The 21,685-nt window shown below is 72.6% G+C and carries 23 protein-coding genes; 12 read left to right on the top strand and 11 right to left on the bottom strand.

The annotated features are described in order from the left end of the window. Window positions 1–111: 111 nt before the first annotated feature. From ACIOSR_RS09110 to ACIOSR_RS09095, 4 genes are all read right to left on the bottom strand, one after another. A complete protein-coding gene (locus ACIOSR_RS09110) occupies window positions 112–843 on the bottom strand; it encodes an efflux RND transporter periplasmic adaptor subunit (RefSeq protein WP_056043811.1) in 732 nt (243 codons plus the stop codon). Then, window positions 840–2,915, bottom strand: a complete 2,076-nt coding sequence (locus ACIOSR_RS09105; protein ID WP_233568462.1) for a glycosyltransferase family 2 protein — start codon at window positions 2,913–2,915, stop codon at window positions 840–842. Before ACIOSR_RS09105 ends, ACIOSR_RS09110 begins: the two co-directional genes overlap by 4 nt. 537 nt (window positions 2,916–3,452) lie before the next feature. Beyond that, entirely contained in the window at window positions 3,453–4,343 is an 891-nt protein-coding gene (locus ACIOSR_RS09100; protein WP_402752419.1) for a hypothetical protein, read from the bottom strand. Window positions 4,344–4,368: 25 nt separating this feature from the next. Beyond that, window positions 4,369–4,971 carry a hypothetical protein gene (locus ACIOSR_RS09095; protein WP_402752418.1) on the bottom strand — a complete coding sequence of 201 codons (603 nt, stop codon included), beginning with the start codon at window positions 4,969–4,971 and terminating at the stop codon, window positions 4,369–4,371. Window positions 4,972–5,149: 178 nt separating this feature from the next. Here ACIOSR_RS09095 and ACIOSR_RS09090 point away from each other — a divergent pair, with 178 nt between their 5' ends. After that, on the top strand, window positions 5,150–5,593 hold the full coding sequence (locus tag ACIOSR_RS09090; RefSeq protein WP_043596785.1) for a hypothetical protein: 444 nt from the start codon (window positions 5,150–5,152) through the stop codon (window positions 5,591–5,593). 68 nt (window positions 5,594–5,661) lie between these two features. Here ACIOSR_RS09090 and ACIOSR_RS09085 read toward each other — a convergent pair whose 3' ends face one another. After that, window positions 5,662–6,702 carry a glycosyl hydrolase family 18 protein gene (locus ACIOSR_RS09085; protein WP_402752417.1) on the bottom strand — a complete coding sequence of 347 codons (1,041 nt, stop codon included), beginning with the start codon at window positions 6,700–6,702 and terminating at the stop codon, window positions 5,662–5,664. 74 nt (window positions 6,703–6,776) lie between these two features. On the opposite strand from ACIOSR_RS09085, the gene ACIOSR_RS09080 reads away from it, so the two are divergent. Together ACIOSR_RS09080 and ACIOSR_RS09075 are read left to right on the top strand one after the other, a co-directional pair. Next, window positions 6,777–7,106 (top strand): DUF3140 domain-containing protein, encoded by a 330-nt coding sequence (locus tag ACIOSR_RS09080; RefSeq protein WP_056043833.1) that lies wholly within the window; start codon window positions 6,777–6,779, stop codon window positions 7,104–7,106. Between the two features lie 57 nt (window positions 7,107–7,163). Then, window positions 7,164–7,838, top strand: coding sequence for an SDR family oxidoreductase (locus ACIOSR_RS09075; RefSeq protein ID WP_402752416.1), 675 nt, complete (start codon window positions 7,164–7,166; stop codon window positions 7,836–7,838). Window positions 7,839–7,901: 63 nt separating this feature from the next. Here ACIOSR_RS09075 and ACIOSR_RS09070 read toward each other — a convergent pair whose 3' ends face one another. Continuing rightward, window positions 7,902–8,252, bottom strand: coding sequence for a hypothetical protein (locus tag ACIOSR_RS09070; RefSeq protein WP_402752415.1), 351 nt, complete (start codon window positions 8,250–8,252; stop codon window positions 7,902–7,904). Between the two features lie 244 nt (window positions 8,253–8,496). After that, entirely contained in the window at window positions 8,497–8,709 is a 213-nt protein-coding gene (locus ACIOSR_RS09065) for a hypothetical protein (RefSeq protein ID WP_043596779.1), read from the bottom strand. 87 nt (window positions 8,710–8,796) lie between these two features. Here ACIOSR_RS09065 and ACIOSR_RS09060 point away from each other — a divergent pair, with 87 nt between their 5' ends. Beyond that, window positions 8,797–10,245, top strand: a complete 1,449-nt coding sequence (locus ACIOSR_RS09060; protein WP_402752414.1) for a glucose-6-phosphate dehydrogenase — start codon at window positions 8,797–8,799, stop codon at window positions 10,243–10,245. A 167-nt stretch (window positions 10,246–10,412) separates the two neighbouring features. Here ACIOSR_RS09060 and ACIOSR_RS09055 read toward each other — a convergent pair whose 3' ends face one another. Further along, a complete protein-coding gene (locus ACIOSR_RS09055) occupies window positions 10,413–11,243 on the bottom strand; it encodes a transglutaminase family protein (protein WP_402752413.1) in 831 nt (276 codons plus the stop codon). 113 nt (window positions 11,244–11,356) lie between these two features. Between ACIOSR_RS09055 and ACIOSR_RS09050 the strand changes: the two genes are divergently transcribed. Then, the gene (locus ACIOSR_RS09050; RefSeq protein ID WP_043596776.1) at window positions 11,357–11,653 is read left to right on the top strand and encodes a hypothetical protein; all 297 of its coding nucleotides are present in this window, start codon (window positions 11,357–11,359) and stop codon (window positions 11,651–11,653) included. A 62-nt stretch (window positions 11,654–11,715) separates the two neighbouring features. Next, entirely contained in the window at window positions 11,716–12,015 is a 300-nt protein-coding gene (locus ACIOSR_RS09045; protein WP_192123020.1) for a hypothetical protein, read from the top strand. Between the two features lie 191 nt (window positions 12,016–12,206). Here ACIOSR_RS09045 and ACIOSR_RS09040 read toward each other — a convergent pair whose 3' ends face one another. The 3 genes from ACIOSR_RS09040 to ACIOSR_RS09030 all read right to left on the bottom strand — a co-directional run bounded on the left by ACIOSR_RS09040 (window position 12,207) and on the right by ACIOSR_RS09030 (window position 15,072). Then, window positions 12,207–13,103 (bottom strand): hypothetical protein, encoded by an 897-nt coding sequence (locus tag ACIOSR_RS09040; RefSeq protein WP_082460073.1) that lies wholly within the window; start codon window positions 13,101–13,103, stop codon window positions 12,207–12,209. Between the two features lie 374 nt (window positions 13,104–13,477). Beyond that, the gene (locus tag ACIOSR_RS09035) at window positions 13,478–14,731 is read right to left on the bottom strand and encodes an AI-2E family transporter (protein ID WP_402752412.1); all 1,254 of its coding nucleotides are present in this window, start codon (window positions 14,729–14,731) and stop codon (window positions 13,478–13,480) included. Between the two features lie 119 nt (window positions 14,732–14,850). Continuing rightward, on the bottom strand, window positions 14,851–15,072 hold the full coding sequence (locus ACIOSR_RS09030; RefSeq protein WP_159827969.1) for a DUF1653 domain-containing protein: 222 nt from the start codon (window positions 15,070–15,072) through the stop codon (window positions 14,851–14,853). A 40-nt stretch (window positions 15,073–15,112) separates the two neighbouring features. On the opposite strand from ACIOSR_RS09030, the gene ACIOSR_RS09025 reads away from it, so the two are divergent. The 6 genes from ACIOSR_RS09025 (at window position 15,113) to ACIOSR_RS09000 (ending at window position 21,679) form a co-directional block, all read left to right on the top strand. Continuing rightward, on the top strand, window positions 15,113–16,519 hold the full coding sequence (locus ACIOSR_RS09025; protein ID WP_402752411.1) for a carboxylesterase family protein: 1,407 nt from the start codon (window positions 15,113–15,115) through the stop codon (window positions 16,517–16,519). 214 nt (window positions 16,520–16,733) lie between these two features. Further along, window positions 16,734–17,471: a DUF1275 family protein gene (locus ACIOSR_RS09020; protein ID WP_233568464.1), complete on the top strand. Its 738-nt coding sequence runs from the start codon at window positions 16,734–16,736 to the stop codon at window positions 17,469–17,471. After that, window positions 17,464–18,882 (top strand): allantoinase AllB, encoded by a 1,419-nt coding sequence (allB, locus tag ACIOSR_RS09015; protein ID WP_402752410.1) that lies wholly within the window; start codon window positions 17,464–17,466, stop codon window positions 18,880–18,882. Before ACIOSR_RS09020 ends, allB begins: the two co-directional genes overlap by 8 nt. A gap of 28 nt (window positions 18,883–18,910) precedes the next feature. After that, window positions 18,911–19,642, top strand: a complete 732-nt coding sequence (locus tag ACIOSR_RS09010; RefSeq protein WP_402752409.1) for an MBL fold metallo-hydrolase — start codon at window positions 18,911–18,913, stop codon at window positions 19,640–19,642. Window positions 19,643–19,751: 109 nt separating this feature from the next. Then, window positions 19,752–20,744, top strand: a complete 993-nt coding sequence (locus ACIOSR_RS09005; protein ID WP_402752408.1) for a carbohydrate ABC transporter permease — start codon at window positions 19,752–19,754, stop codon at window positions 20,742–20,744. Then, window positions 20,744–21,679, top strand: coding sequence for a carbohydrate ABC transporter permease (locus ACIOSR_RS09000; protein WP_402752407.1), 936 nt, complete (start codon window positions 20,744–20,746; stop codon window positions 21,677–21,679). Before ACIOSR_RS09005 ends, ACIOSR_RS09000 begins: the two co-directional genes overlap by 1 nt. Window positions 21,680–21,685: the final 6 nt, after the last annotated feature.

The following is a 21,685-nucleotide window of genomic DNA, read 5'->3' as shown; positions in this document are numbered from 1 at the left end:
TCTCGACCCGCGCCTCCCGGGGGTGACGGGCCGGCCCGGAACCGATCGGTGATCCCGAACGATCCCGTCGGCCGGACCGACCCGTCGTCTTTCTCCGTGCGCCGGGGATCGTCAGACCCCGATCTGGCGCAGGAAGTCCTGCATGGTGTCCACGGGCCCGGCGAGGATGCCGTCGTCGCGGAGGTGCATGGTCGCCTCGACCGGCGTGCCGCTCGCGACGAGGCCGTTGTAGGCCCCTTCGCTCAGCTGGTCGCTGACCACGCGGACGGTGGCCGCGGCCGCGCCGTCCTTGGTCTGCACGCTGACCAGGTCGACGCTGCCCTCGACGACCTGCTGGTTGGGCAGCATCACGTCGACGGTCGCGCCGTCCTGGATGCGCTCGTAGTCGCGGGGCGTGAGCGTGAAGTCGGCGTCCACGAAGAGCGTGCCGGCCTTCTCGATGGTCGCCACGGACGTTCCCGAGCCGAGGAACCCGCCCTCGCGGACGTCGAGCTGCGACAGCGTGCCGTCGACGGTGGCCATGAAGGTGATGGTGCCGTCGTCGTCCACCGTGTAGGCGTCCGTGTCGGGGACGACGACGTCGTCCGCGAGGTCCTTCTGCAGCGAGGGGCTCTGCAGCGAGAAGAGCACGTCGCCCTTCTTCACCCGGTCGCCGACCTCGGCGTCGGTCGAGGTGACCGTGCCGCTGTAGTCGGTGCCGACGGAGAAGTCCTGGCTCGCGATGGCGGCACTGGTGCTGATGACCTGGGCCTGCCGCTGCGTGAAGATGACGGTGAAGACGGCCACGAGGGCGAGCACCACCAGGATGCCGACGGTCATCTTGATCCTGTTGCCCCAGGTCATGAGACCACCTTCTCTCGGTCGTTCGTGTCGTGTCGGTCGGGTCCGGACACCGGTCCCGCGTGCGGTGTGTGCGACGCCTCGTCGCCGTGCTGCGCCTCGTGGGCGTGCTGGTCGTCGGCCACGGCCAGTCGGGCCTCGAGCAGGTGACGCCGCTCGTCGTCGCGCCGGCGCTGCTCGAGTCGCTGCTCGGACGACAGCTCGAGGAACTCGTCGTGGCTCCGGGGCAGGGGCCGGGCGACCTGGGTGCGGAGGGTCTGCGTGGCAACGGGCCCGGTCGTGATCGGACCGGCGACGGTCGTGCGAGCGCTCGACCCCGAGCGGGCGGCACGCTTGATGGCTCCGGCCTCACGCAGGGCCGCGAGCAGGAAGGCCGAGAGCACGGCGGTGTTGATCAGGTTCCAGACCGTGGCGAGCGTGAGCACCCGGTTGTCCCAGTCCCGCCAGATCGCGACGAGCGAGGTGAGCGACAGGAAGAGCCAGAACAGCACCTGGGGCACGAGCACGTTGAACGGACTCGACGCCTTGCCTCCGCCGGTCACGTGCCAGGCCGTGTCCTTGCCGCTCAGCACGTTCCACAACGCCTTGACGTAGATCGGGAACGACACCGACGCGAGCATCAGCACTTCCCAGCGGAACGACCCGAGGGTGAAGAAGGCGAGCGCGATCTGCAGCAGGTAGAAGCCCGAGTAGAAGAGCAGCCACTGCAGCACCGAGATGTGCAGGTTCATCGGGCGCAGGTCGAAGAAGATCTCCATCGGCGGCACCATGATCAGCAGCAGCGGGGCGATGCCCGTCAGGTAGTGGGTCGCCGTCAGCGTGTACTGGAAGCGCTGGTCCATCGTCAGGGTGCGGCGGGGGCTCAGCGGGTTGTGCCGGAAGAGGATCTCGAAGCCGCCGGTCGCCCAGCGCAGCTGCTGCTTGCTGTACGCCTCGATGGTCTCGGGGGCGTCGCCGATCGCGAGCGTCATCGGGATGTAGATCGAGCGCCACCCGGCCTCGTGCAGGAACAGGCTCGTCCAGACGTCCTCGGACTTCGAGTCGGTGTCGATGCCGCCGACCTCGTCGATCGCCGCACGGCGGAAGATGACGTTGGTGCCGACGCAGAACGCGGCGTTGAACCGGTTGCGGCCGGGCTGGATGTACCGGTAGAAGACGGCCTGCATGTAGCCGGCGCCGCGGCTGACGATGCTCACGAGGTTGCCGTACGACTGCGGGGTCTGGACGAAGGCGACCTTCTCGTCGATGAAGAACGGCACGGTCTCGTGCAGGAACATCGGCTTGGGCACGAAGTCCGCGTCGAAGATGGCGAAGTAGTCGCCCTTGGCCACCGACAGGGCGTAGTTGACGTTGCCCGCCTTGGCGCCGTGGCTGGTCAGCCGACGGATGTACCGGGCGCCGAGCCTCGCGGTGAGGTCCTTGACCTCGTCGCTCCGACCGTCGTCCAGCACCCACGTGCGGTGCGCGCCCTGCATCGCGACGGCGGCCTGGACCGTCATCGCGATCTTCGACAGTTCTTCGCCGTAGACCGTGACGAAGACGTCGACGACGACGGTCTTCCCGTCGACGACGATCGGCCACAGGTGAGGCTGGTCGCGGACGCCGAGCCGGTCGATCGCGTCCTCGTCGTAGAGCGTGTCCTGCGTCGAGTGGAAGTCGAAGTCCCGGGGGTTCTGACCGCCCGAGAGGATCGTCCACATGGCCAGGAGGGCCTGCAGCACCAGGACGGCCTCCGCGATGATCACCGCGACGTAGGGCAGCAGGTCACCGCGGTTGGCGGGGTTCAGCAGGAACTGCCCGTAGAGCAGGATGCCCATGGTGCAGGCGAGCACGAGCAGCACCATGAAGGGTGAGTGGGCACGCCCCTCGGTGCGCGAGACGACCGACGCGTGGTGGTCGCTCGTGATGCGCGTCGTGGGGCGTGCCCGCGATCCCCGCTCCTCGTCGTGGTGTGCCAGGCGCCTCAGTTCGCTGCGCGAGCGAGGTGCCACGTCGAGGGCGGGGCCGGTGTCGGGTGCACCGGTGTCGGGTCGGTTTTCGGCGTCGCTGTCGCGGACGCGCATGGTTCGGGACATGCGTGTTCTCTCCGGGTTCGGGTCTGAGAGACGACCGGACGCCGGCGGCGGTGGGTGACCGCCGTCGGACGTCCGGAGGGGCGTCGGCGACGGCGGCGACTCGAGGTGACGCGCCGGGGTGGGCGGCGGTCGGGTGGGAGCCAGGGGCTCCCGTTTCGGGTCCGTCGACTGCGAGCGGTTCGGGCCACTCGATCGACGGGTTCGCCTCCGGTGTGGGCCTTTCGGGGGACCGTTCCGGGGACGTGTCGAAACAGTACAGGGTCGTTCCTGCCGATTCGCGACACCCGTTCGGGGGGTACGCCCCCTCGAAGGGGTCACAGGCCGCATGGACAGCGGGGAGGTGACACCCGTCCCGGCCCGAGGCTCACCCGTCTCACCCGTCCGGGGGGCACGCCGCGGGGCGGGTGGCACCGACCCCGGCGAGCGGGCCGAGGAGGCGCGGGTGGCGTCCTCGAGGACGGCCACGCCCGGGCGTGTCGCGGCCCGCGCCCGTCGTGGCAGGGCCCGTCGCGGGCCCGGACGCGTCGCGGCCGGGCGTCAGACGGTGAGGTCGGCCAGCCAGCCGGCCAGGAACTCGGCCCCGGCCTCGTCGTGGATCGCTCCCGTCGAGCTCGTCAGCACCGGGTACGGCGTCGCCGGCACGCCGTCGGCCGGGCGGACGTCGACGTGGGCGACCGCGTGCCCCTGCGCGTGCAGCCAGTCGGCCATCGCGTAGTCGCTGCGCGAGTCGCCGACCGTGCGCCAGGCGAGCGGGGGCTCGCCGTCGGCCGCCAGCAGCTCGAGCGCCCGCTCGGCCCCGAGGTCCTTGCCGAGCCGCACCGACTCGATGTCGGTCGAGATGATCGTCGGGTCGACGCGCCACTGCACGGCCCCGGAGGCGTCGGGCCGCACGTCGTCGAGTCGGCGCACGCCGAAGCCCCGGCGGACCAGCGCCTGCATCGCCTTCTCGTCGAGGTCGCGTTGCCGGCCCAGGTAGGTCGACGACTCGACGCTCGTGAGCTGCTCGATCGAGACCATCGCGTGCTTGGTCGTGTCGTAGAACACCAGCTCGGCGAACTCGTCCGCCACCAACGCCTGCATCTCGGCGCCGAAGTCGGCGGGCATGGCGAGCGACGAGTCGACCTCGATCGGGCCGATGCCGTCGACACCGTGCTCGGGGCCGATCGTGAACCAGACGGCACCCTTCTCGCAGACGCCGTGCACCCGCGCCCCCTCGGGCAGGCCGGCCGCGAGCAGCGGACCGACGACCTCCTCACGGATGAACGCGTCCGAGCGCCCCGTGTTGAAGACGATCGGCACGCCGAGGGCGGCGAGCGCCACGAGGTCGCGCGTGATCGCGGGCAGCGCGATGCTGCGGGTCACGGGGCTGGCGATCGGGCCGTCGACGTCGAGGAGCAGGCCGAGTCGGGGTGCGCTGGAGGAGGTCACGGGACCATCCTCGCAGCACGTCCCGCTACGGGGCGGTCGGCAGGGACGGCATCGTCTGCACGAACTCGGCGAAGGCCACGATGAACACCGAGAACGCGACCACGATCGTGATCAGGTAGACGGCGATGAAGAGCCACAGCGGCGCGAGCCCGCCACCGGTGCGACGCTTCACGACGACCGAGCGACCGACGACGTAGACGACCGTGAGGAACGCCCACGGCCACGGGAACGGCTTCACGATGCCCCGGGCCGTCAACGCCCGGTGGTCGAGCCAGGCGAAGACGACCGTCAGTGCGTAGACGAGCAGGCCGATGCCCATGTAGGCGAGGTAGCCCGGCGTGAACGGCGACTGGTAGACGCCCGGGGTGATCGTGGCGGTGCGCTCGAGGTAGTCGCCGACGTCCCAGAAGGCGAGCCCGATCAGTTGCACCAGCGGCAGCAGGACGAGCACCCAGACGAACGGGGTCGAGGTGCTGACGCCGGGGTTGGTGCCCTTGAGCGGGTCGGCGTACCCACCGGGCCCGGGGTAGGGCTGCTGCCCCGGCTGCTGCGCCTGGGGGTGCTGGCTCTGGGGGTTCTGCTGGCTCTGGGGGTTCTGCCAGGGCTGCTGGCCGGGGGCGTCGCTCACGGTGTCTCCGTCGTCGTCGTGGGTGGGCAGGTCGGGTCGTCGTCGCGCGTCGGGCCGCTCTCCGGCAGCGTAGTGCGGCGGCTCGACTCGGCGCCCGCTCCGGTTTCCGCCTGTGGACGGACCTGTGAGGGCAGCTCGGGTGGGAGGATGGTGGGAACCCCTCGACAGGAGATCACCCGTGGCGTCGCTCCCCCTTTCCGTCATCACCGCACTCGAGGCCTTCGCCGCGCCCGATCGCAAACAATCCGTGCACGACCTCGCCGTCGACCCTGCCGGCCCCGAAGAGCAGGCCCTCGCCGACCTGACCGGGTCGGTCGAGTGGGTCGACATGGCCGTCGCCCACCCGCTCGGTCCTGACCGCAGCGACCCCGAGGGCATGCGCCGACTGCTGCAGGCGATGGGAGCAGAGGGCCGCTGCGCCGTCCTGTCGGCGTCGGGTTCCGAAGACGACCGCGACCTCGGCGGCGCCCTCGACGGCGTGCTGCACCAAGAAGGCGGCGCGCTCGTCGTCTGCCGTCCGGGTCCGCTCGCGTTGCTGATCACCGGCCGCGGCGAACACTGGCTGCTGAGCGACCGGGACATCCCCCAGCTGACCGGCCCGATCGGCGTCGTCACGCCGTAGGCGGCACCTCCGGCGGCGATCCGGCACGAGCCGCATCCGTGGCCGCAGGGCGGCCCGTCGCCCGGACGTCAGCCGCGGCGGATCGGGTCCCCCGTCGTCAGCTGCCAGATCGCGACGCCGTGGAGCCCCTTCGACTCGGCCAGATCGGCGCGCGCGGTGATCGAGCGACCGTCCGACCACCAGAGGGTCGAGCCGTCGCCGGGCGAGGCGGTGTACTCGGCCTGGTCGGCGTCCCACGAACCCGTGGACTGCGCAGCGGTGCGGGCCTCGGCGACCGACAGCGCGCCTCCTGCGGTGCCGTCGCCCGTCCACCGGTAGCCGTACCCCGCGACGCCGAGGTCGAGGCGGTCGGCCGGGACGGACTCGAGTGCGGCGTCGAGGACCTCGCCGACCCAGGGCAGGCCGCCGACGGGCCCCGGTTCGCTGAACCCGGCGCCGTGCTGGTCGTAGGCCATGAGCACGAACCGGTCGACGGAGTCGGACAGGGCGGCGAGGTCGTAGCCGAGGTCCGCGTACCCCTCCGGGTCGGTGCTGGGCTGCAGGGCCATCGAGATGCTCGCGTCGTCGGGCAGGGCGTCGCGGAGCTCGGCGGCGAAGTCCACCAGCCCCGGGGCGTCCGCGGCCGAGAGCGACTCGAAGTCGATCTGGACGCCGTCCCAGCCGCCGTTGACGACTTCTCCGGTGAGGCCCGACACGACGAACTCGCGGTTGGCCCGGCTCGACAGCAGTTGCGACGCGAGCTCACCGCTGAAGCCGTCCTGGCCCGCGTTGACGACGAGCAGCTCGGCCTTCCCGCCCGCCGACTGGGCGGCCTCGCGGAGGGAGTTGGCCGACTCGTCGCTCGGTGCGACCCCGGCCCCGCCGGTCGTGATCGCGACGCCCGAGACGCCGACCGTGTCGATCGCCGACCCGCTGCGGTCGAGCGCCTCGACGGCGGCCGTCGTCGCGTCGGGTGAGGCGATGGCGTAGCCCTCGACCGCGAGCCCTGCCGGGATCTTCGCCTGCGGCGCGACCGTCGGGTTGTTCCCGTCGGCCGAGCACGACGACATCGTGACCGCGAGCGAGGCGGCGAGCAGCAGGGCGGCGGTGCCGGCGGTCAGGGTGCGCACCGTGCCATCTTCGTCGATCCGGCGGAGCGGTGCGGAGCGGGGCGGTGCGGCGCGGGGCGTGCTTGGCTCGTCGCATGGCAGACGACGGACGACAGCAGACCTGGGACGAGTTCCACGACGACGTGAACATGACGGCCTCGACGCTGCGCGAGTGGCTCGACACCGACGAGTCGCGCGAGGTGGGGCAGAAGGACGGCGGCGAGTCCGTCGGGCACGAGAGCGGCCGGCACATCGTGCGCATCCTCGAGAAGAAGAAGGCCGACCTGACCGACGCCGACTGGAAGCACATGGAGAAGGTCCACGGCTACGTCGCGCGCCACTCGAAGCAGCGCCCCTCGGGTGACGTCACCGACACGAAGTGGCGCTGGTCGCTCATGAACTGGGGCCACGACCCGCTGGCCTGACCGGCGACCGGCCCGACCGGCCCGACCGGCGGCCCGCGGGACCGGCAGACTGGTCCGATGAAGACCGCACTCGTCACCGGGGGCTCGCGGGGCATCGGCCTCGCCATCGTCCGCGACCTCGCCCGTACCCACCACGTGATCGTCCACGGACGGGACGAGGAGGCGCTGCGGGCGATCACCGCCGACCTCCCGTCCGCGACGGCGTGGGCCGCGGACCTCTCGGGCCCGGCCCTCACGGTGCCGCCGCTCGACGGGCTCGACGTGCTGGTGCACGCGGCCGGCGTCATCGGCGGGCGCGCCGTCGCCGACACGGAGCGCGACGACTGGCGGCGCGTCTTCGAGGTCAACGTGTTCGCCGTCGCCGAGGTGACGCGGCAGCTGCTGCCGGCGCTGCGGGCGGCGCAGGGCACGGTCGTGTCGATCAACAGCGGCTCGGGGTTCACGGCAGGGCCCGACGGCAGCACCTATGCGGCGAGCAAGTTCGCCCTGCGCGCGCTGACCGACGCCCTGCGCGAGGAGGAACGTCCGCACGGCGTCCGGGTCAGCTCGGTGCACCCGGGCCGCGTCGACACCGACATGCAGCACGAGTTGGTCACGGCCGAGGGTGGCACGTACGACACGTCGCTCTACCTCGAGCCGCAGTCCGTCGCGGACGCGGTGCGGCTCGTGGTCGACCTGCCGCACGGGGCGACCGCCGAGGTCGTCTCGGTGCGCCCCACCCGCCGCGCCTGACCCGCCGGGGCCCGAGCGGCCGCGGCCCGGCTCGCGCCGGGCGCGCTGGCGGCGCCGGCTGCGTCAGGAGGACCGACGCGAGGCCGAGGCGTCGGCAGTGCCCGACTCGACGTCGGAGAGACGGGCGACGCGACGGTTGTGCCAGGCGATCTGACCACATTGGGCGGCGGCCACGGCAAGGAAGACGATCACGGTCGAGAAGCCGAGGTCGGTGGTCTCGCGGATGCCGAAGACTCCCAGCAGGGTCATGCCCGTGCCGAGCCCGCGCCCCCACCGGAGGCCCGCCGGCGTGTGCGGCGACTGCCGCCACCACGGGAACCGCCGGTCGCCGACGGCCGCGAGTTCTCGCGCCGTCGCGTTCGTCGTGAGGGCGGCCCCGAAGACGAGCACCACGAGCCACAGCAGCAACCACATGCCGACGAGGCTAAGGGCAGGGTGGCGTCCCGCGCCTCCCCCGCCAAGGTGATGCAGCCGGCGCCTGCCCGGACCGATGCCGCATCGCCGGGCGGGCATCGCGCCTCCGGACGGATGTCGCACCGCCGACTGAGCATCGCACCGCCCACTTCGGCGGTGCGATGTCCATCAGGCGGTGCGACGCCCATCGGGTGGTGCGGACCGCGGGTGGTGCGGACCGACGGTGGTGCAGACCGCGGGTGGGTCAGCTGTAGTCGTGGCCCGAGACGCCGAGGGAGCGGTAGACGTACTCGCCGCCCTCGCTGGCGTCGTCGTCGAGCTCCCACATCAGGTCCTCGCCGTCGGAGGCCCCGGGACGCGTGACGCTCTTCTGCGGCAGTCCGTCGATGAGGGTGAGTTCTTCGGTGGTGGTCTCGTCGTGGCCGACGAAGCGGGCGGTGTAGGTCTGGTCGCTCATGGCGTGGACGGTACGCCGGGTGCTCCGAGGCGGTCCGTGGCACCCCCTCCCGGGCGCGGCCGGGCGCGGCCCACTACCGTTCACGGCATGAGTGCGAAGAAGGCCCTCGAGCCGGCGACCCTGTTGATCCTGGGCGCGAGCGGGGACCTCGCCGCGCGCCTCCTGATGCCCGGCCTCGGCGGCCTGTTGTCGATCGAGCCTCCCCGACGCGTGCAGCTGATCGGCGCCGGCGTCGAGGAGTACACCGATGCCGAGTGGAAGGCACGCGTGAAGACGTCGTTCGACAGCGTCCACGCGAGCGGCCCCGCCGTCGACGCGTTGCTCGAGTCGACCACGTACGTCACGGCCGACGTGACCGGGGCCGACGGCCTCCGCGGCCTCCTCGAGGCCTGTGACGCGCCTCCGTCCATCTACTTCGCGCTGCCGCCGGCCATCACCGAGAAGGCCTGTGCCGCCCTCCGCGAGGTCGACCTGCCCGAGGGCACGGCGCTCGCCCTCGAGAAGCCGTTCGGCACCGACCTCGCCAGTGCGAAGAAGCTCAACCGCGAGGTGCTGAAGCTCGTGCACGAGGACCAGGTGCACCGTGTCGACCACTTCCTGGGCCGCTCGACCGTGCTCAACCTGCTCGGCCTGCGGTTCGCGAACCGCCTGATCGAGCCCATGCTCAACAACCAGCACGTCGAGAGCATCGAGATCGTCTACGACGAAGAACTCGGCCTCGAGAACCGCGCGCGCTACTACGACCACGCCGGCGCCATGGTCGACATGATCCAGAGCCACCTGCTGCAGGTGATGGCCGTGCTGACGATGAACGCTCCCGCCACGCTCGGCGCGGCCGACCTGCGCGACGAGAAGGAGTTGGTGCTGCGCGCGACCCACGTCTGGGACGACGACGCCGTCGCGAACTCCCGCCGTGCCCGCTACGGCGAGGGCGAGGTGGACGGCCGCACCCTGCCCGCCTACGTCGACGAGGACGGCGTGGACGCGTCGCTCGAGACCGAGACGCTGGCCGAGGTCGTCGTCGAGGTGGCGAACTGGCGGTGGGCCGGCGTGCCGATCCTGCTGCGCTCCGGCAAGGCCCTGGCCTCGCGTCGCCGCGAGATCGTCATCACGTTCCGGCCGCCCACCCACGTCCCGAAGGAGTTCGTCGGCGGAGGCACCCCCGACCGCCTGCGCATCGCGATCTCACCCGACGAGATGTCGCTCGAGCTGAACGTCAACGGCCCGGGCGACTCGTACGACCTGTCGCGCGCCTCCCTGCACGCCGACTTCGGCGCGGCCGACCTGACGGCGTACGGCGAGGTGCTCGAGGGCATCCTCGACGACGACCCGACGCTCTCGGTGCGCGGCGACTCGGCGGAGGAGGGGTGGCGCATCGTCGCCCCCGTCGTGAAGGCCTGGAAGTCCGGCGAGGTCGCGATCGACGAGTACCCGGCGGGGTCGGCCGGACCGACGTCCTGGCCCGCGGGCGTCCACCAGAACGAGCCCGCCGTCCGCGCGCGCGAGGGCGCGAAGCTGGCGCACCGCGAGGACTGACCCGGACCCGGCAGGCGCACGCCGCCTCGCGCACACCGCCACGAGGTAAACGATCCGCCACGCGATCGTGTGGCGGCCTGTTTACTTCGTGGCGCGGTGGGTCGGGCCCAGGGCAGGGCGGCAGGCAGGGGCGGCGCGGGCGCAGGAGGCGCGGTGCCGGCGGGCGGTCACCCGAAGCTGACGAAGGTGCTCACGTCGTCGCGCGGCAGCTCGTCGGCGACGGCTCCCACCTGCATCCCCGCGACCGTGACGCGGCCGCCGTGGCTCGAGAGGAACGCCGTGTCGGACGCGTCCCGTCCGGTCGCGATGCGCAGGAGCGTCTGACGCGGGGCCAGCCCGGTCGCGTCGACCACGTGCCAGGCACCGTCGACGAAGGCCTCGGCCACGGCGTGGAAGTCCATCGGGGACAGGCCCGGGGCGTAGACGCTGACGAGGCGCGCGGGCACGTCGAGCCCCCGCAGCAGGGCGATCACGAGGTGCGCGTAGTCGCGGCAGACGCCCTGCCGGTCGAGCAGGGTCTGCACCGCGCCGTCGGTCGGCGCGCTGGCCCCAGGCACGTAGGCGAGGTGCGAGCCGACCCACGTCGCGACCGCGGCCAGCAGCTCGCGCCCCTCGAGCCCGCCGAACTCGGCGCGGGCGGTCGGGCTGAGCGTGTCCGACTCGCAGTAGCGGCTGGGGCGCCGGTAGCGCACGAGGTCGAGGTCGTCGACGGCGGGCTCGTCGAGTCGTCCGTCGACGACGACCCGGTAGTCGACGGTGACCCGGCCGGCCCCGACCTCGCACAGGTGGAGGAGGGTGCCGTGGTGGTCGTGCAGCTCGCGGACCTCGAGGGGTGCGCCGTGCTGGGTGACGGCCAGCGCCTCCTCGGTGATGCGGGCGGTGCCGGCCTGCGCCACCGCGTCGGGCGCGGCGTAGGCGCGGGAGGCGGCGATCGACAGGACGAACTCGGCGGGGCCGTCGACGTCGAACTCGAGCCGGGCGGACGCGGTGCGCTTCATGACCAGAGGGTGGCACGGTCGTGAGTCGAACGTGTTTCGGGGTCCGCCGTGAAGCGGCTGCGACCCTGCTGGGACCGTCGCTCGATGTCGGTGGTGGCGGGTTGGATGAGCGCATGCCCTCGTACCGCGTCACGCTCACCGTCGGCACCCTGCGACCCGGGGTGCGGCCCGACTCGGTGCTGCCCGCGGCCGCTGCGAGTGCGGCCGGGTTGACGACCGTCGAGGCCAGTGACGTCACACTCGTGCGCGGTGAGCCGCGGTTGGTGGTGCGCTACGAATGCGCCGCCGACGAGCCCGCGCACCGCATCGGGGCCGTCGTCGAGGCGACCGTGGGCGAGCTGGCCGACGTGGTCCAGGGACGCGTGACGCGCCGCGACGGCGGGGCGTGGACGCTGGTGGGCGCGGTCTGACCCGGACGACGTCGGGTCCGCGGTCCGCGATGCCCGGAACCCGCCGCGCGTAGGCTCCCGACATGGGGACGACGACGCGGACGCTGCTCACGACCACTGCTCGCACGGGGGTGGCCGCGGCGACGGTCCTGCTCGTCTCGGGGCTGCTGACGGCCTGCAGCGACGACGACGGCGACCCCGTGGTGACCGTCAGCCCGAGCGTCAGCCCGTCGGCGACGCCCGAGAGCCCGACACCGGCGCCCGCGCCTCCCACCGACGGCATCGTGACGCCGTCGCCGGGCCCGACCAGCCCGAGCCCGCGTCCCACACCGGTCACCACCGACAAGCCCACCGACCGGCAGACGATCCCCCCGCAGAACTAGCGGTCGCGCCCCCGTGGTGCGGCGGTGCGCCCCCGTGTCGCGGCAGTGCAGGCCCGTGGCGCGGCAGTGCGCCCCCGTGGCGTCGCATCGCACCACGAACTGAACGTCGCACCGCGGATCTCCGCGGTGCGACGTTCAGGAGGCGGTGCGACGCCCGGCAGGCGGTGCGACCCGAGCCCGGGCCGACCCGCTCAGTACCAGTTGACGGACTGCGAGTGCGACCAAGCGCCGCACGGGGTGCCGTAGACCGACTTGATGTAGCCGAGCCCCCAGGTGATCTGGGTCTTGGCGCTCGTGGCCCAGTCGCTCCCGGCCGAGGCCATCTTGCTGCCGGGCAGCGCCTGCGGGATGCCGGTCGCGCCGCTGGGGTTGTAGGCCTTGTAGTTCCAGCCCGACTCCTTCGTCCAGAGCGAGACGAGGCACGAGAACTGGTCGCTGCCCCAGCCGTACTGGGACGACGCGAGGGACTGGGCCGTGGCCTTGGCCCCGTCGACCGAGTTGTCGGCGGCGGCGCGGGCGGCCTCGGCGGCGGCCGCGGCGTCGGCGGCGGCCTTCGCCTCGGCGGCTGCCTGGGCCTCTGCGGCGGCCTGCGCGGCAGCGGCGGCGGCAGCGGCCTGTCGGTCGGCCTCGGCGGCGGCCGACTGGACGGTCTGCGCCGAGAGCGCGGTCTTCTCGACGCGGTCGTTCAGCGTCGAGGCGTCGAGCTTCTCGTAGTCGGCCAGGGAGGCGACCTGGGTCTGCAAGTCGCTGGCGTCGGTCCGGCTCGAGGTCGAGGCCACGACCTGGTTCGCGATCTGGATCGTCGAGCGCGCCTTGGCCTGGGCCAACGAGGTGGCGATGTCCGCCTTCTGCTGCTTGACGTCGGCGGCGTGCTGCTCGGCCGAGATGGTGTCGGCACCGGCGGCCGACATCGAGGTGACCGCGAAGCCGGTGCCGGTGACGAGGGCGACCGCGGCGACGCCACCGATCAGCGAAAGGCGACGACGGGCGGTGCGACGGCGTCCGGCGGAGAGCGAGCGGCGCGTGGCGGGAGCCTCGGCGGCGGTCGCGGCGTCCGCGCCGGAGGCAGGGGTGTTCTCGGGGGTCATGTGGTCCTCGTGCTCGGCCGACCCGCGCCTCCGGTCGGGCAGGGCGCACACGGCGATGCCGCACGGGCGCGGGGCGCTCGGGGCGGCGGGGCCCCGCGGCAGAGGCGGGGGAAGCCGTGACAGGTCGGTGTCGGTCTCGCGAGGCCGTGGGGCCCCGACTCGTCCGCCGCAGCTGCCCTGCCGAGTCGGGACTCGATCGGGAGGGGCGCACGCGCCCGGGCGAAGTGACGAGTATGCAGAGACTTCCTGAGTAGAACCACACAATGCACTGTCGAACCGGGCAGTCCGGCGCATCATCCCAGCGGATGACATCGGCCCGCGCCTCGCTCATCCGAGCGAAGGAGGCGCGGGCCGGGCAGGTCAGCGGCTCGCGATCACGACGCCTCGGGTGCCGCCACGAGGTCGTCCGCGACGCGGGTCCGACGCCAGGCCCCCGTCGCCACGTACTTGACCATCACGTTGAGCACGGCGACCGTCGGCACGGCGAAGAGCGCGCCCGGGATGCCGGCCACGTACGACCCTCCCGCCACGGCGAAGACCACCGCGAGCGGGTGCACGCGGACGGCCGAGCCCATGACCAGCGGCTGCAGCACGTGGGCTTCGAGCAGGTGCACGACGAGCACTCCGGCGAGCATGACCACGGCCTGGACCGGCCCCGCGAAGACGAGGGCGACGATCACGGCGAGCGCGCCGGTCACGATGGCCCCGACGACCGGGATGAACGACGCCAGGAAGACCAGGATCGCGATCGGCACGGCGAGCGGCAGCCCGAGGAAGAACGCGATGAGGCCGATGCCGACGGCGTTGACCGCGGCGACGACGATCTGCACGCGGACGAACGAGGTCAGCGTGTGCCAGCCGGCCTGGCCGGCTCCGTCGACGGCGGGGCGCGCCGCCTTCGGGAAGAGGCGGACGGTCCAGGCCCAGACCCCGCGACCGTCGATCATCAGGAAGATCGTGGCGAACAGGGTCAGCAGTCCCCCGGCCAGCAGGTGCCCGGCCGCGGTGCCGATCGACAGCACGCCGCTGAGGATCGCCTTGCTCTCGGTCTGCAGCGCGTTCTGCGCGTCCTTGAGGTAGCCGGTCACGTCGGCGTTCGTGAGGCTCAACGGCGGCCCCTGGAGCAGGGTCGTCAGCTGGTCGTACTGCGCGACGGACTGCTTCTCGATCTGCGGCAGTCCGGCCCGGATCTGCGTCACGGCGAGCAGCACGAGGCCCCCGACGACGACCACCCCGGCCAGCAACGCGGCCACGATGGCGAGCCACCGCGGCCACCGGTGCCGGTGCAGGAACCCCGCGACCGGCACCAGGAACGCCGACACGAGGATCGCGATCAGCAGCGGCACCACGATCTCCTCGAGCGTGGCGATCAGCCAGAAGAGCACGGCCAGCGCGGCGGCGACCGCGAGCAGGCGCCAGGCCCAGGCCCCCGCGATCAGCATGCCCGGGGGCAGCGTGGCCGGGGACAGCGCGGCCACGGGCGGCACGGCCGAGGGCGGCGCGGCCGAGGGCGGCGCGGTCGAGGGCGTCGCGGCCGCGGCCGGGTCGGCGGTGCGGGTCGCGTCGTCCGCGACGCCCCCGTCTGTGGCTGCACCCTGGGGGTGCTGGGAGCGACGTGAGAACTTCATGAGCCGAGTGTCCGGCCGCGGGGCTATCAACCGGCTGTGACTTCGCTGACCCGCCCCGCGCCTCCTCGGCTCGCCCTCGACCGCCGCACGGTGGGCGCACCGGCCACCGGGTGGGCCGGTCAGCCCTCGGGCGCGAACCTCGGGCCGTCGTGCCCGTCGCGTCGCACGTGCTCGGACCAGGCCGCGAGGGGCCGCACCCAGAGGCCCTGCTCGCCGTAGAGCGCGCGGTAGACGACGAGCGGTTCGTCGGTCTCGCTGTGGCGGGCGGTGCCCAGCACCTCGTAACGGCCGCCCTTGAAGTGGCGGTAGAACCCGGGGGCGGGAGGGGTGTCGGCGGTCATCCCGCGAGCCTAGACGGGCGGTGAGGGGCACCATGGTCGGGTGACCCAGGACGCCCCCCGCCCCACCGCCAGCACGCCGACCGCCCCCGGCGAACCGGTCGTCGACACCGACGACCGCGCCGCCCGCCGCGAGTTCGACACCCCGTCGGGCCGCATCGTGGGCCGGGTCGACGGCGAGGTCGTGCGGGTGCTCGGCGTGCCCTACGCCGAGGCCGACCGCTTCGAGCCGCCGCGTCCGGTCGCACCCTGGCCCTCCCCGCTGCTCGCCTTCGACCGCGCCCCCGCCTCACCGCAGGTCGCGTCGCCCGGGCTCGACGCCCTGATCGAGGGCGCCGCCGTCGGCATGGTCGACGACGAGCACTGCCAGCGCCTCTCGATCACCCTGCCCGCCGACCTGCTCGCCGACGAGCGCGTGCCGGTCATGGTGTGGATCCACGGCGGCTCGTACGTCTCGGGGGCGGGCGACCTGCGCGTCTACGACCCGCGCGCCCTCGTCGCCGAGCAGCGAGTGATCGTCGTCACCGTGACCTACCGGCTGGGCATGCTCGGTTTCTTCGGCGTCGGCGACGAGGTGCCCGCCAACCTCGGGCTGCTCGACCAGCTCGCGGCCGTCCGCTGGGTGCACGAGACGATCGAGGCGTTCGGGGGCGACTCGAGCCGCATCACCCTGTTCGGCCAGTCCGCCGGCGGTGACGCGATCGCGCACCTGATGATCAGCGAGGGCGCCCGGGGGCTCTTCGCCCGGGCCATCGTGCAGAGCGCCCCGCTCGGCATCGTGCGCGGCCGCAGTCGCATGGTGAAGGCGATGACGGAGGCGGTGGGCACGCCGCGGAGGGACGCCCCGCTCGACGAGCTGCTCGCCGGGCAGTCCGTGGCCGAGCGGGCGGCGAAGCGCTTCGGCCTGCGCGGCGGCATGGCCTTCGGGCTGCAGTACGGGCGGGCACCGCTGCCGACCGAGTCCGCCGCCGACGCCGCGTGGCGCGAGGTCGCGCCCGAGATCGACCTGCTGATCGGCGCGACGGCCGACGAGACCGCGGTGTTCGCCGAGTTCTCCCCCCTGCTGCAGCGGATGTTCGGCCTGCCCGTGGTCGGCCGGGCGATCCGACGCCTGATGATCGACGCCACGACGAAGGCCGTCTACCACCGGGCCGGTCGGGCCTTCGCCGAGCGGCACCGCGCCGCGGGCGGGCGCGTCTCGACGTTCGAGTTCACCTGGGAGCCCGAGGGAACGGCGTTCGGCGCCGCCCACATCACCGAGCTGCCGCTGCTGCTCGGCGGCCGCGAGGCCTGGGCGCACACCCGCCTGGTCGGCACCACCGACTGGGAGGACGTCGACCGCCGCGGCCGCAAGGTGCGCCAGATCTGGGCCGACTTCGCCCGCACCGGCACGGTGGCCGCCGACGCGACGGCCGGCCTCGCCGACACCCTGGTCGTCCACCGCCGCTGAGCCGGTCCGTCCTGGGTGCCCTCGCCCGCGCCTCCTCTCGTCCCCGGGCACGGCCCCTCTCGTCCCCGGGCACGGCCCCTCTCGTCCACAGGCACGGCCCGGGGTTCGCGTGCGAGCGAGCCGCGACAATACGATCGACGGCAGAACCGATGCGCCGACGTCGCCGTAGTCGCCCGCCCCGCCGTGCCCCGGCGCCGAGCACCTGAGGACCCCCGTGAAGAAGTTCCGCCGCAACCAGGCGCGCATGCACCTCGTCATGATGCTGACGCTGACGTTCACCACCGGCATCATCGACGCCGTCGGCTACCTCGGCCTCGACCGGGTGTTCACCGCGAACATGACCGGCAACGTGGTCATCCTCGGCATGGCCATCGCCCAGGCCGACGGTCTGCCGATCGTGGGCCCGATCGTGGCCCTCGCCGCGTTCCTGCTCGGAGCGGCGATCGGCGGCCGGGTGCTGCGCGGCGGCCGTGCCGGGTGGTCGGGCCGCAGCACGACCTCGTTCGGCGTGACCGGCGGCGTGCTGCTCGGCCTCGGCATCTCGACCTTCTTCGTCGTGCCCGAAGAGAACACGCCGTGGGCCTTCACGATCACCGGCCTGCTGGGCGCCGCGATGGGGCTGCAGGCCGCCGCCGCGCGCAAGATCGCCGTGGCCGACGTCACGACCGTGGTGGTCACGTCGACCATCGTCGGGCTCGCGTCCGAGTCGAAGCTCGCCGGCGGCACGGGCAAGAACTTCCCCCGGCGCGTGCTCGCCGTGGTGCTCATCCTCGCCGGTGCGGGCGTCGGTGCCCTCCTGCTGCAGGTGCACATCGGCGTGGGCATGGGCGTCGCCGGCGGGCTGACGCTGCTCGTCGCACTGACCGGGCACCTCCTGCGCGAGCGACGGAAAGAGCTCGAGGCGCGCGAGGCCGAGGCGGCCGCGGCGGCGGCCGGGGCGACCCGTGGCTGACGCCGTGCGGCACGACCTGGTGGTCCGGGCCCGTCGCGCCTGGGTCGACGGCGTCTGGCGCGAGGCGAGCGTCTCCATCCGTGACGGCCGCGTCGTCGCGATCGGCGGCCTCACCGACGAGGTCGACGCCACCGTCGACGTGACCCTCCCCGACGAACAGGTGCTGCTGCCCGGCATCGTCGACAGCCACGTGCACGTCAACGAGCCCGGACGCACCGAGTGGGAGGGCTTCGCGACGGCGACCCGTGCCGCCGCCGCCGGGGGCGTCACGACGATCGTCGACATGCCCCTCAACAGCATCCCGCCGACGACGACCGTCGACGCCCTCGAGCAGAAGCGCGCCGCCGCGGGCCCCCAGTCGGTCGTCGACGTCGGGTTCTGGGGCGGGGCGATCCCGGCGAACCTCGGCACGGGCGACCTGCGGGCGCTGCACGAGGCCGGCGTCTTCGGGTTCAAGGCCTTCCTCTCGCCGTCGGGGGTCGACGAGTTCCCGCACCTGTCGACCGAGCAGCTGCACCAGGCGATGGCCGAACTGGCGGTCTTCGACGGTCTGCTGATCGTGCACGCCGAGGACCCCGACGGCCTCGACGCCGCCGCGGCCTCGCCGACCGAGGCGCCCGGGGCGCCCGAGGTGCCCGCAGCAGGAGGCGCGGCCTACGAGGCGTTCGTCCGCTCGCGTCCCGACGTGGTCGAGCGCACGGCGATCGAGCACGTGGTCGACGCCCTGCGCGCCACGGGTGGACGCGCCCACGTGCTGCACCTCTCGTCGGCGACGGCGCTCGACACCATCCGGGCGGCCAAGGCCGAGGGACTGCGGCTCACGGTCGAGACCTGCCCGCACTACCTGACCTTCGACGCCGAGCACATCGGCGACGGGGCGACGCAGTTCAAGTGCTGCCCGCCGATCCGCGGCGAGGCCAACCGCGAACTGCTCTGGCAGGCGCTGGTCGACGGCACGATCGACGTCGTCGCGAGCGACCACTCGCCGTCGACCCGCGAGCTCAAGTTCGCCGGCGGCCCCGACGCCGCACACGGCGACTTCGCCGTGGCGTGGGGCGGCATCTCGGGCCTCGAGCTGAGCTTCCGCGCCGTGTGGACCGGGGCACGGCAGCGCGGCATCCCCCTCGAGGCCGTCGTCGGATGGATGTCCCGGGGCACGGCGGCGCTCGTCGGCCTGCCGACGAAGGGGCGGATCTCGGTCGGCGCCGACGCCGACCTCGTCGCCTTCGCCCCCGAGACGCCCGTGACGATCGACGTCGACGACCTCTCGCACCGCAACCCCGTGACCGCGTACGACGACGCACGCCTGTTCGGCGAGGTCGCGGCGACGTGGGTGGGCGGCCGGTTGGCGGGGCCGAGCGCGCCTCCTGCGCGGTTGCTCGTCCGCCCCGACACCGGGGTCGCCTCGTGAGGGGCGGCACCGGCGCCGGGGGCGCGGCGTGAGCCCGAAGAAGGCGGCGGCTCCCGTCGAGGTCGCACCGGGCGTGCACTTCGTCCAGGGTCCGGCGTCGAACTGGACGATCCTCGGGGGTGACGACACCTTGACGTTGGTCGACGCGGGCTACCCGGCCGACCACGAGCTGGTCGAGTCGTCCCTGCGTGCCGTGGCCACGGCGACGGGCCACGGCGACGCCCGACTCACGTCGGTGCTCGTGACGCACGGGCACAGCGACCACATCGGCACGATCACCGCCCTGCGCCGGCGACACCGGTTCGAGGTCCTCGCGGCACCCGCCGAGGTGCCGAACGTGACGCGCGAACAGCTGCACCAGGTCGGCGTCCGCGACGTGCTGCCGCACCTGTACAAGCCGCGGTTCGCCCGGTGGGTGCTGCACGCGGTGCGCGCGGGTGGGCTGGGCGACGTGGCGGTGGCCGACGTCCTGCCGCTCGAGCTCGGGGTGACCCGCACGTTCAGCGGTCATCGCGTCGTCCCCACGACGGCCGTGGGCCACACCCCCGGACACACCGTCTTCGCGCTGCCCGACGACGACGTGCTCGTCACGGGCGACGCCCTCGTCACCGGCCACCCGACCTCGCGGCTCGACGGCGTGCAGATGCTGCACCCGATCTTCCACTCCGACCTGGCCGAGGCGGGGCGCACCTACGGTCGGCTCGTCGACCGCCGCGCCCGCGTGGTCCTGCCGGGTCACGGGCCGGCCCTCGTGCACTGACGACCCCGAGAAGCGGTCCTCCCGAGGCGAACGGTGCTGTTCTGGTCCTGAGAAGGACGCACCCGAGGCGCGCGACGGCGCTCGCCCGTGCTGCCGGAGGGGACCCACCATGACGAACGCCCACGCGGTCGACACCGCGAGGCCCGGACGCCCACCGGGCCGACGCCCACGAGCCGGGACGCCGGAGACCGGCCCGACCCGCGCCTCCTCGATGCGACGCCGCGAGGCGATCGCGGGCTACCTGTTCATCAGCCCCTGGATCGTCGGGTTCTGCGTGTTCACCCTCGGGGCGATGCTCTACAGCCTGGTGATCTCGTTCAGCGACTACCGGCTGGCGACGGACACGGCGACGCCCGTCGGCTTCGACAACTACGCCGAGCTGTTCCGTGATCCGCGGGTCATGGGCTCCCTGGGCAACACGTTGTTCTACGCGGTGCTGGCCGTGCCCCTCGAGATCGTGGTGGCGATGGCGCTGGCCCTGCTCCTCGCGCGGTCGGGACGGGCCGGCGGGTTCTTCCGCACGGTCTTCTACCTGCCCAAGATGACGCCGGCGGTCGCGACCGCCGCGGTCTTCCTGCTGTTGCTGAACGGCAACACGGGAGCGATCAACGAGGGCCTGGCGGTGATCGGCATCGACGGACCGCAGTGGCTGATCGACCCGACCTGGGTGAAGCCGTCCATCGTGATCATGACGCTGTGGGGTGTCAGCGGCACGATGGTGATCTTCCTCGCCGCGCTGGCGAACGTGCCCCGCGAGCTCTACGAGGCCGCGTCGCTCGACGGCGCCGGCCGGGTCCGTCAGTTCTTCTCGATCACGGTCCCGATGATCTCGGGCTCGCTCTTCTTCGCCACGGTGGTGCTGACGATCGCCGCCCTGCAGGTGTTCGACCAGGCGTACCTGCTGTTCTGGCGCGACCAGACGAACGCGTCGCCCGAGTCCTCGCTGTTCTACGGCGTCTACCTGTTCCAGCAGGCGTTCCGTCAGTTCGACTTCGGCTTCGCGTCGGCGATGGCCTGGCTGCTCTTCGTCATCATCCTGCTCATCACGCTCGTCCAGGTGCGGCTGAGCAACCGCTTCGTCTACTACGAGGGAGACCGCTGATGGCCGTCCTGCCCGCCGAGACCGCCGACCGTCTCGTCCAGCCCGTCACCACCGACCTCGTGTCGCTCGACCCCGCCCCGGGCCGGCGACGGCCGCGGACGACCGTCGGCCGCGTCGTCGTCTGGCTGCTGCTCGGCGTCTGCACCCTGGCGTTCGTCTACCCGTTCGCCTGGCTCCTCGCCGCGAGCCTGAAGCCCCGCTCGCAGGTGTTCGACAACCTGCTCTGGCCCCGGGACGTGCAATGGAGCAACTACGCCGAGGTCTGGGAGCGCCTGCCGCTCGCCGCCTGGATGGTCAACAGCGTCGCGATCGCCCTGATCGCCGCCCTGCTGGTGACGGTGTCGAGCTCGCTGGTCGCGTTCGGCTTCGCGTACTTCCGGTTCCCGGGGAGGTCGTTCCTGTTCGGGCTGGTCCTCGCGACGATGATGCTGCCCGGTGCCGTGACCATGGTGCCGCAGTACCTGATCTGGAAACAGCTCGACCTGATCGGCACGTGGGTGCCCCTGTTCGGCATGAACCTCTTCGGCTCGGCGTTCTACATCTTCCTGCAGCGTCAGTTCTTCCGGGGCCTGCCCCGTGAGCTGTTCGAGGCGGCACGGCTCGACGGGGTCGGCTACCTCGGGCTGTTCCGGCACATCGCGATGCCGCTCGCCGTGCCCTCGTTCGTCATCGTCTTCCTCTTCGAGTTCCAGTCGAGCTGGAACAACCTGCAGTCCGCCCTGATCTACCTCAACAGCGGCGGGGTCGAGGGCTACACGGTGCCGCTCGGCCTGTCGTACGCGATGACGACGTTCAGCCCGACGAACGGGGGCCAGGGCGACTACCAGCTCGTCATGGTCGCCGCGTTGCTCGTGACGCTGCCCATGCTGGTGTTGTTCGCCTTCGGCCAGCGGTACTTCATCGAGGGCGTCTCGACGCAGGCCCGCAAGGGCTGAGCGTCC

The sequence above is a fragment of the Frigoribacterium sp. NPDC087798 genome (genome assembly GCF_044742985.1).
Taxonomy (GTDB): Bacteria; Actinomycetota; Actinomycetes; order Actinomycetales; family Microbacteriaceae; genus Frigoribacterium.
This window is presented reverse-complemented; position numbering and strand designations above follow the sequence as displayed.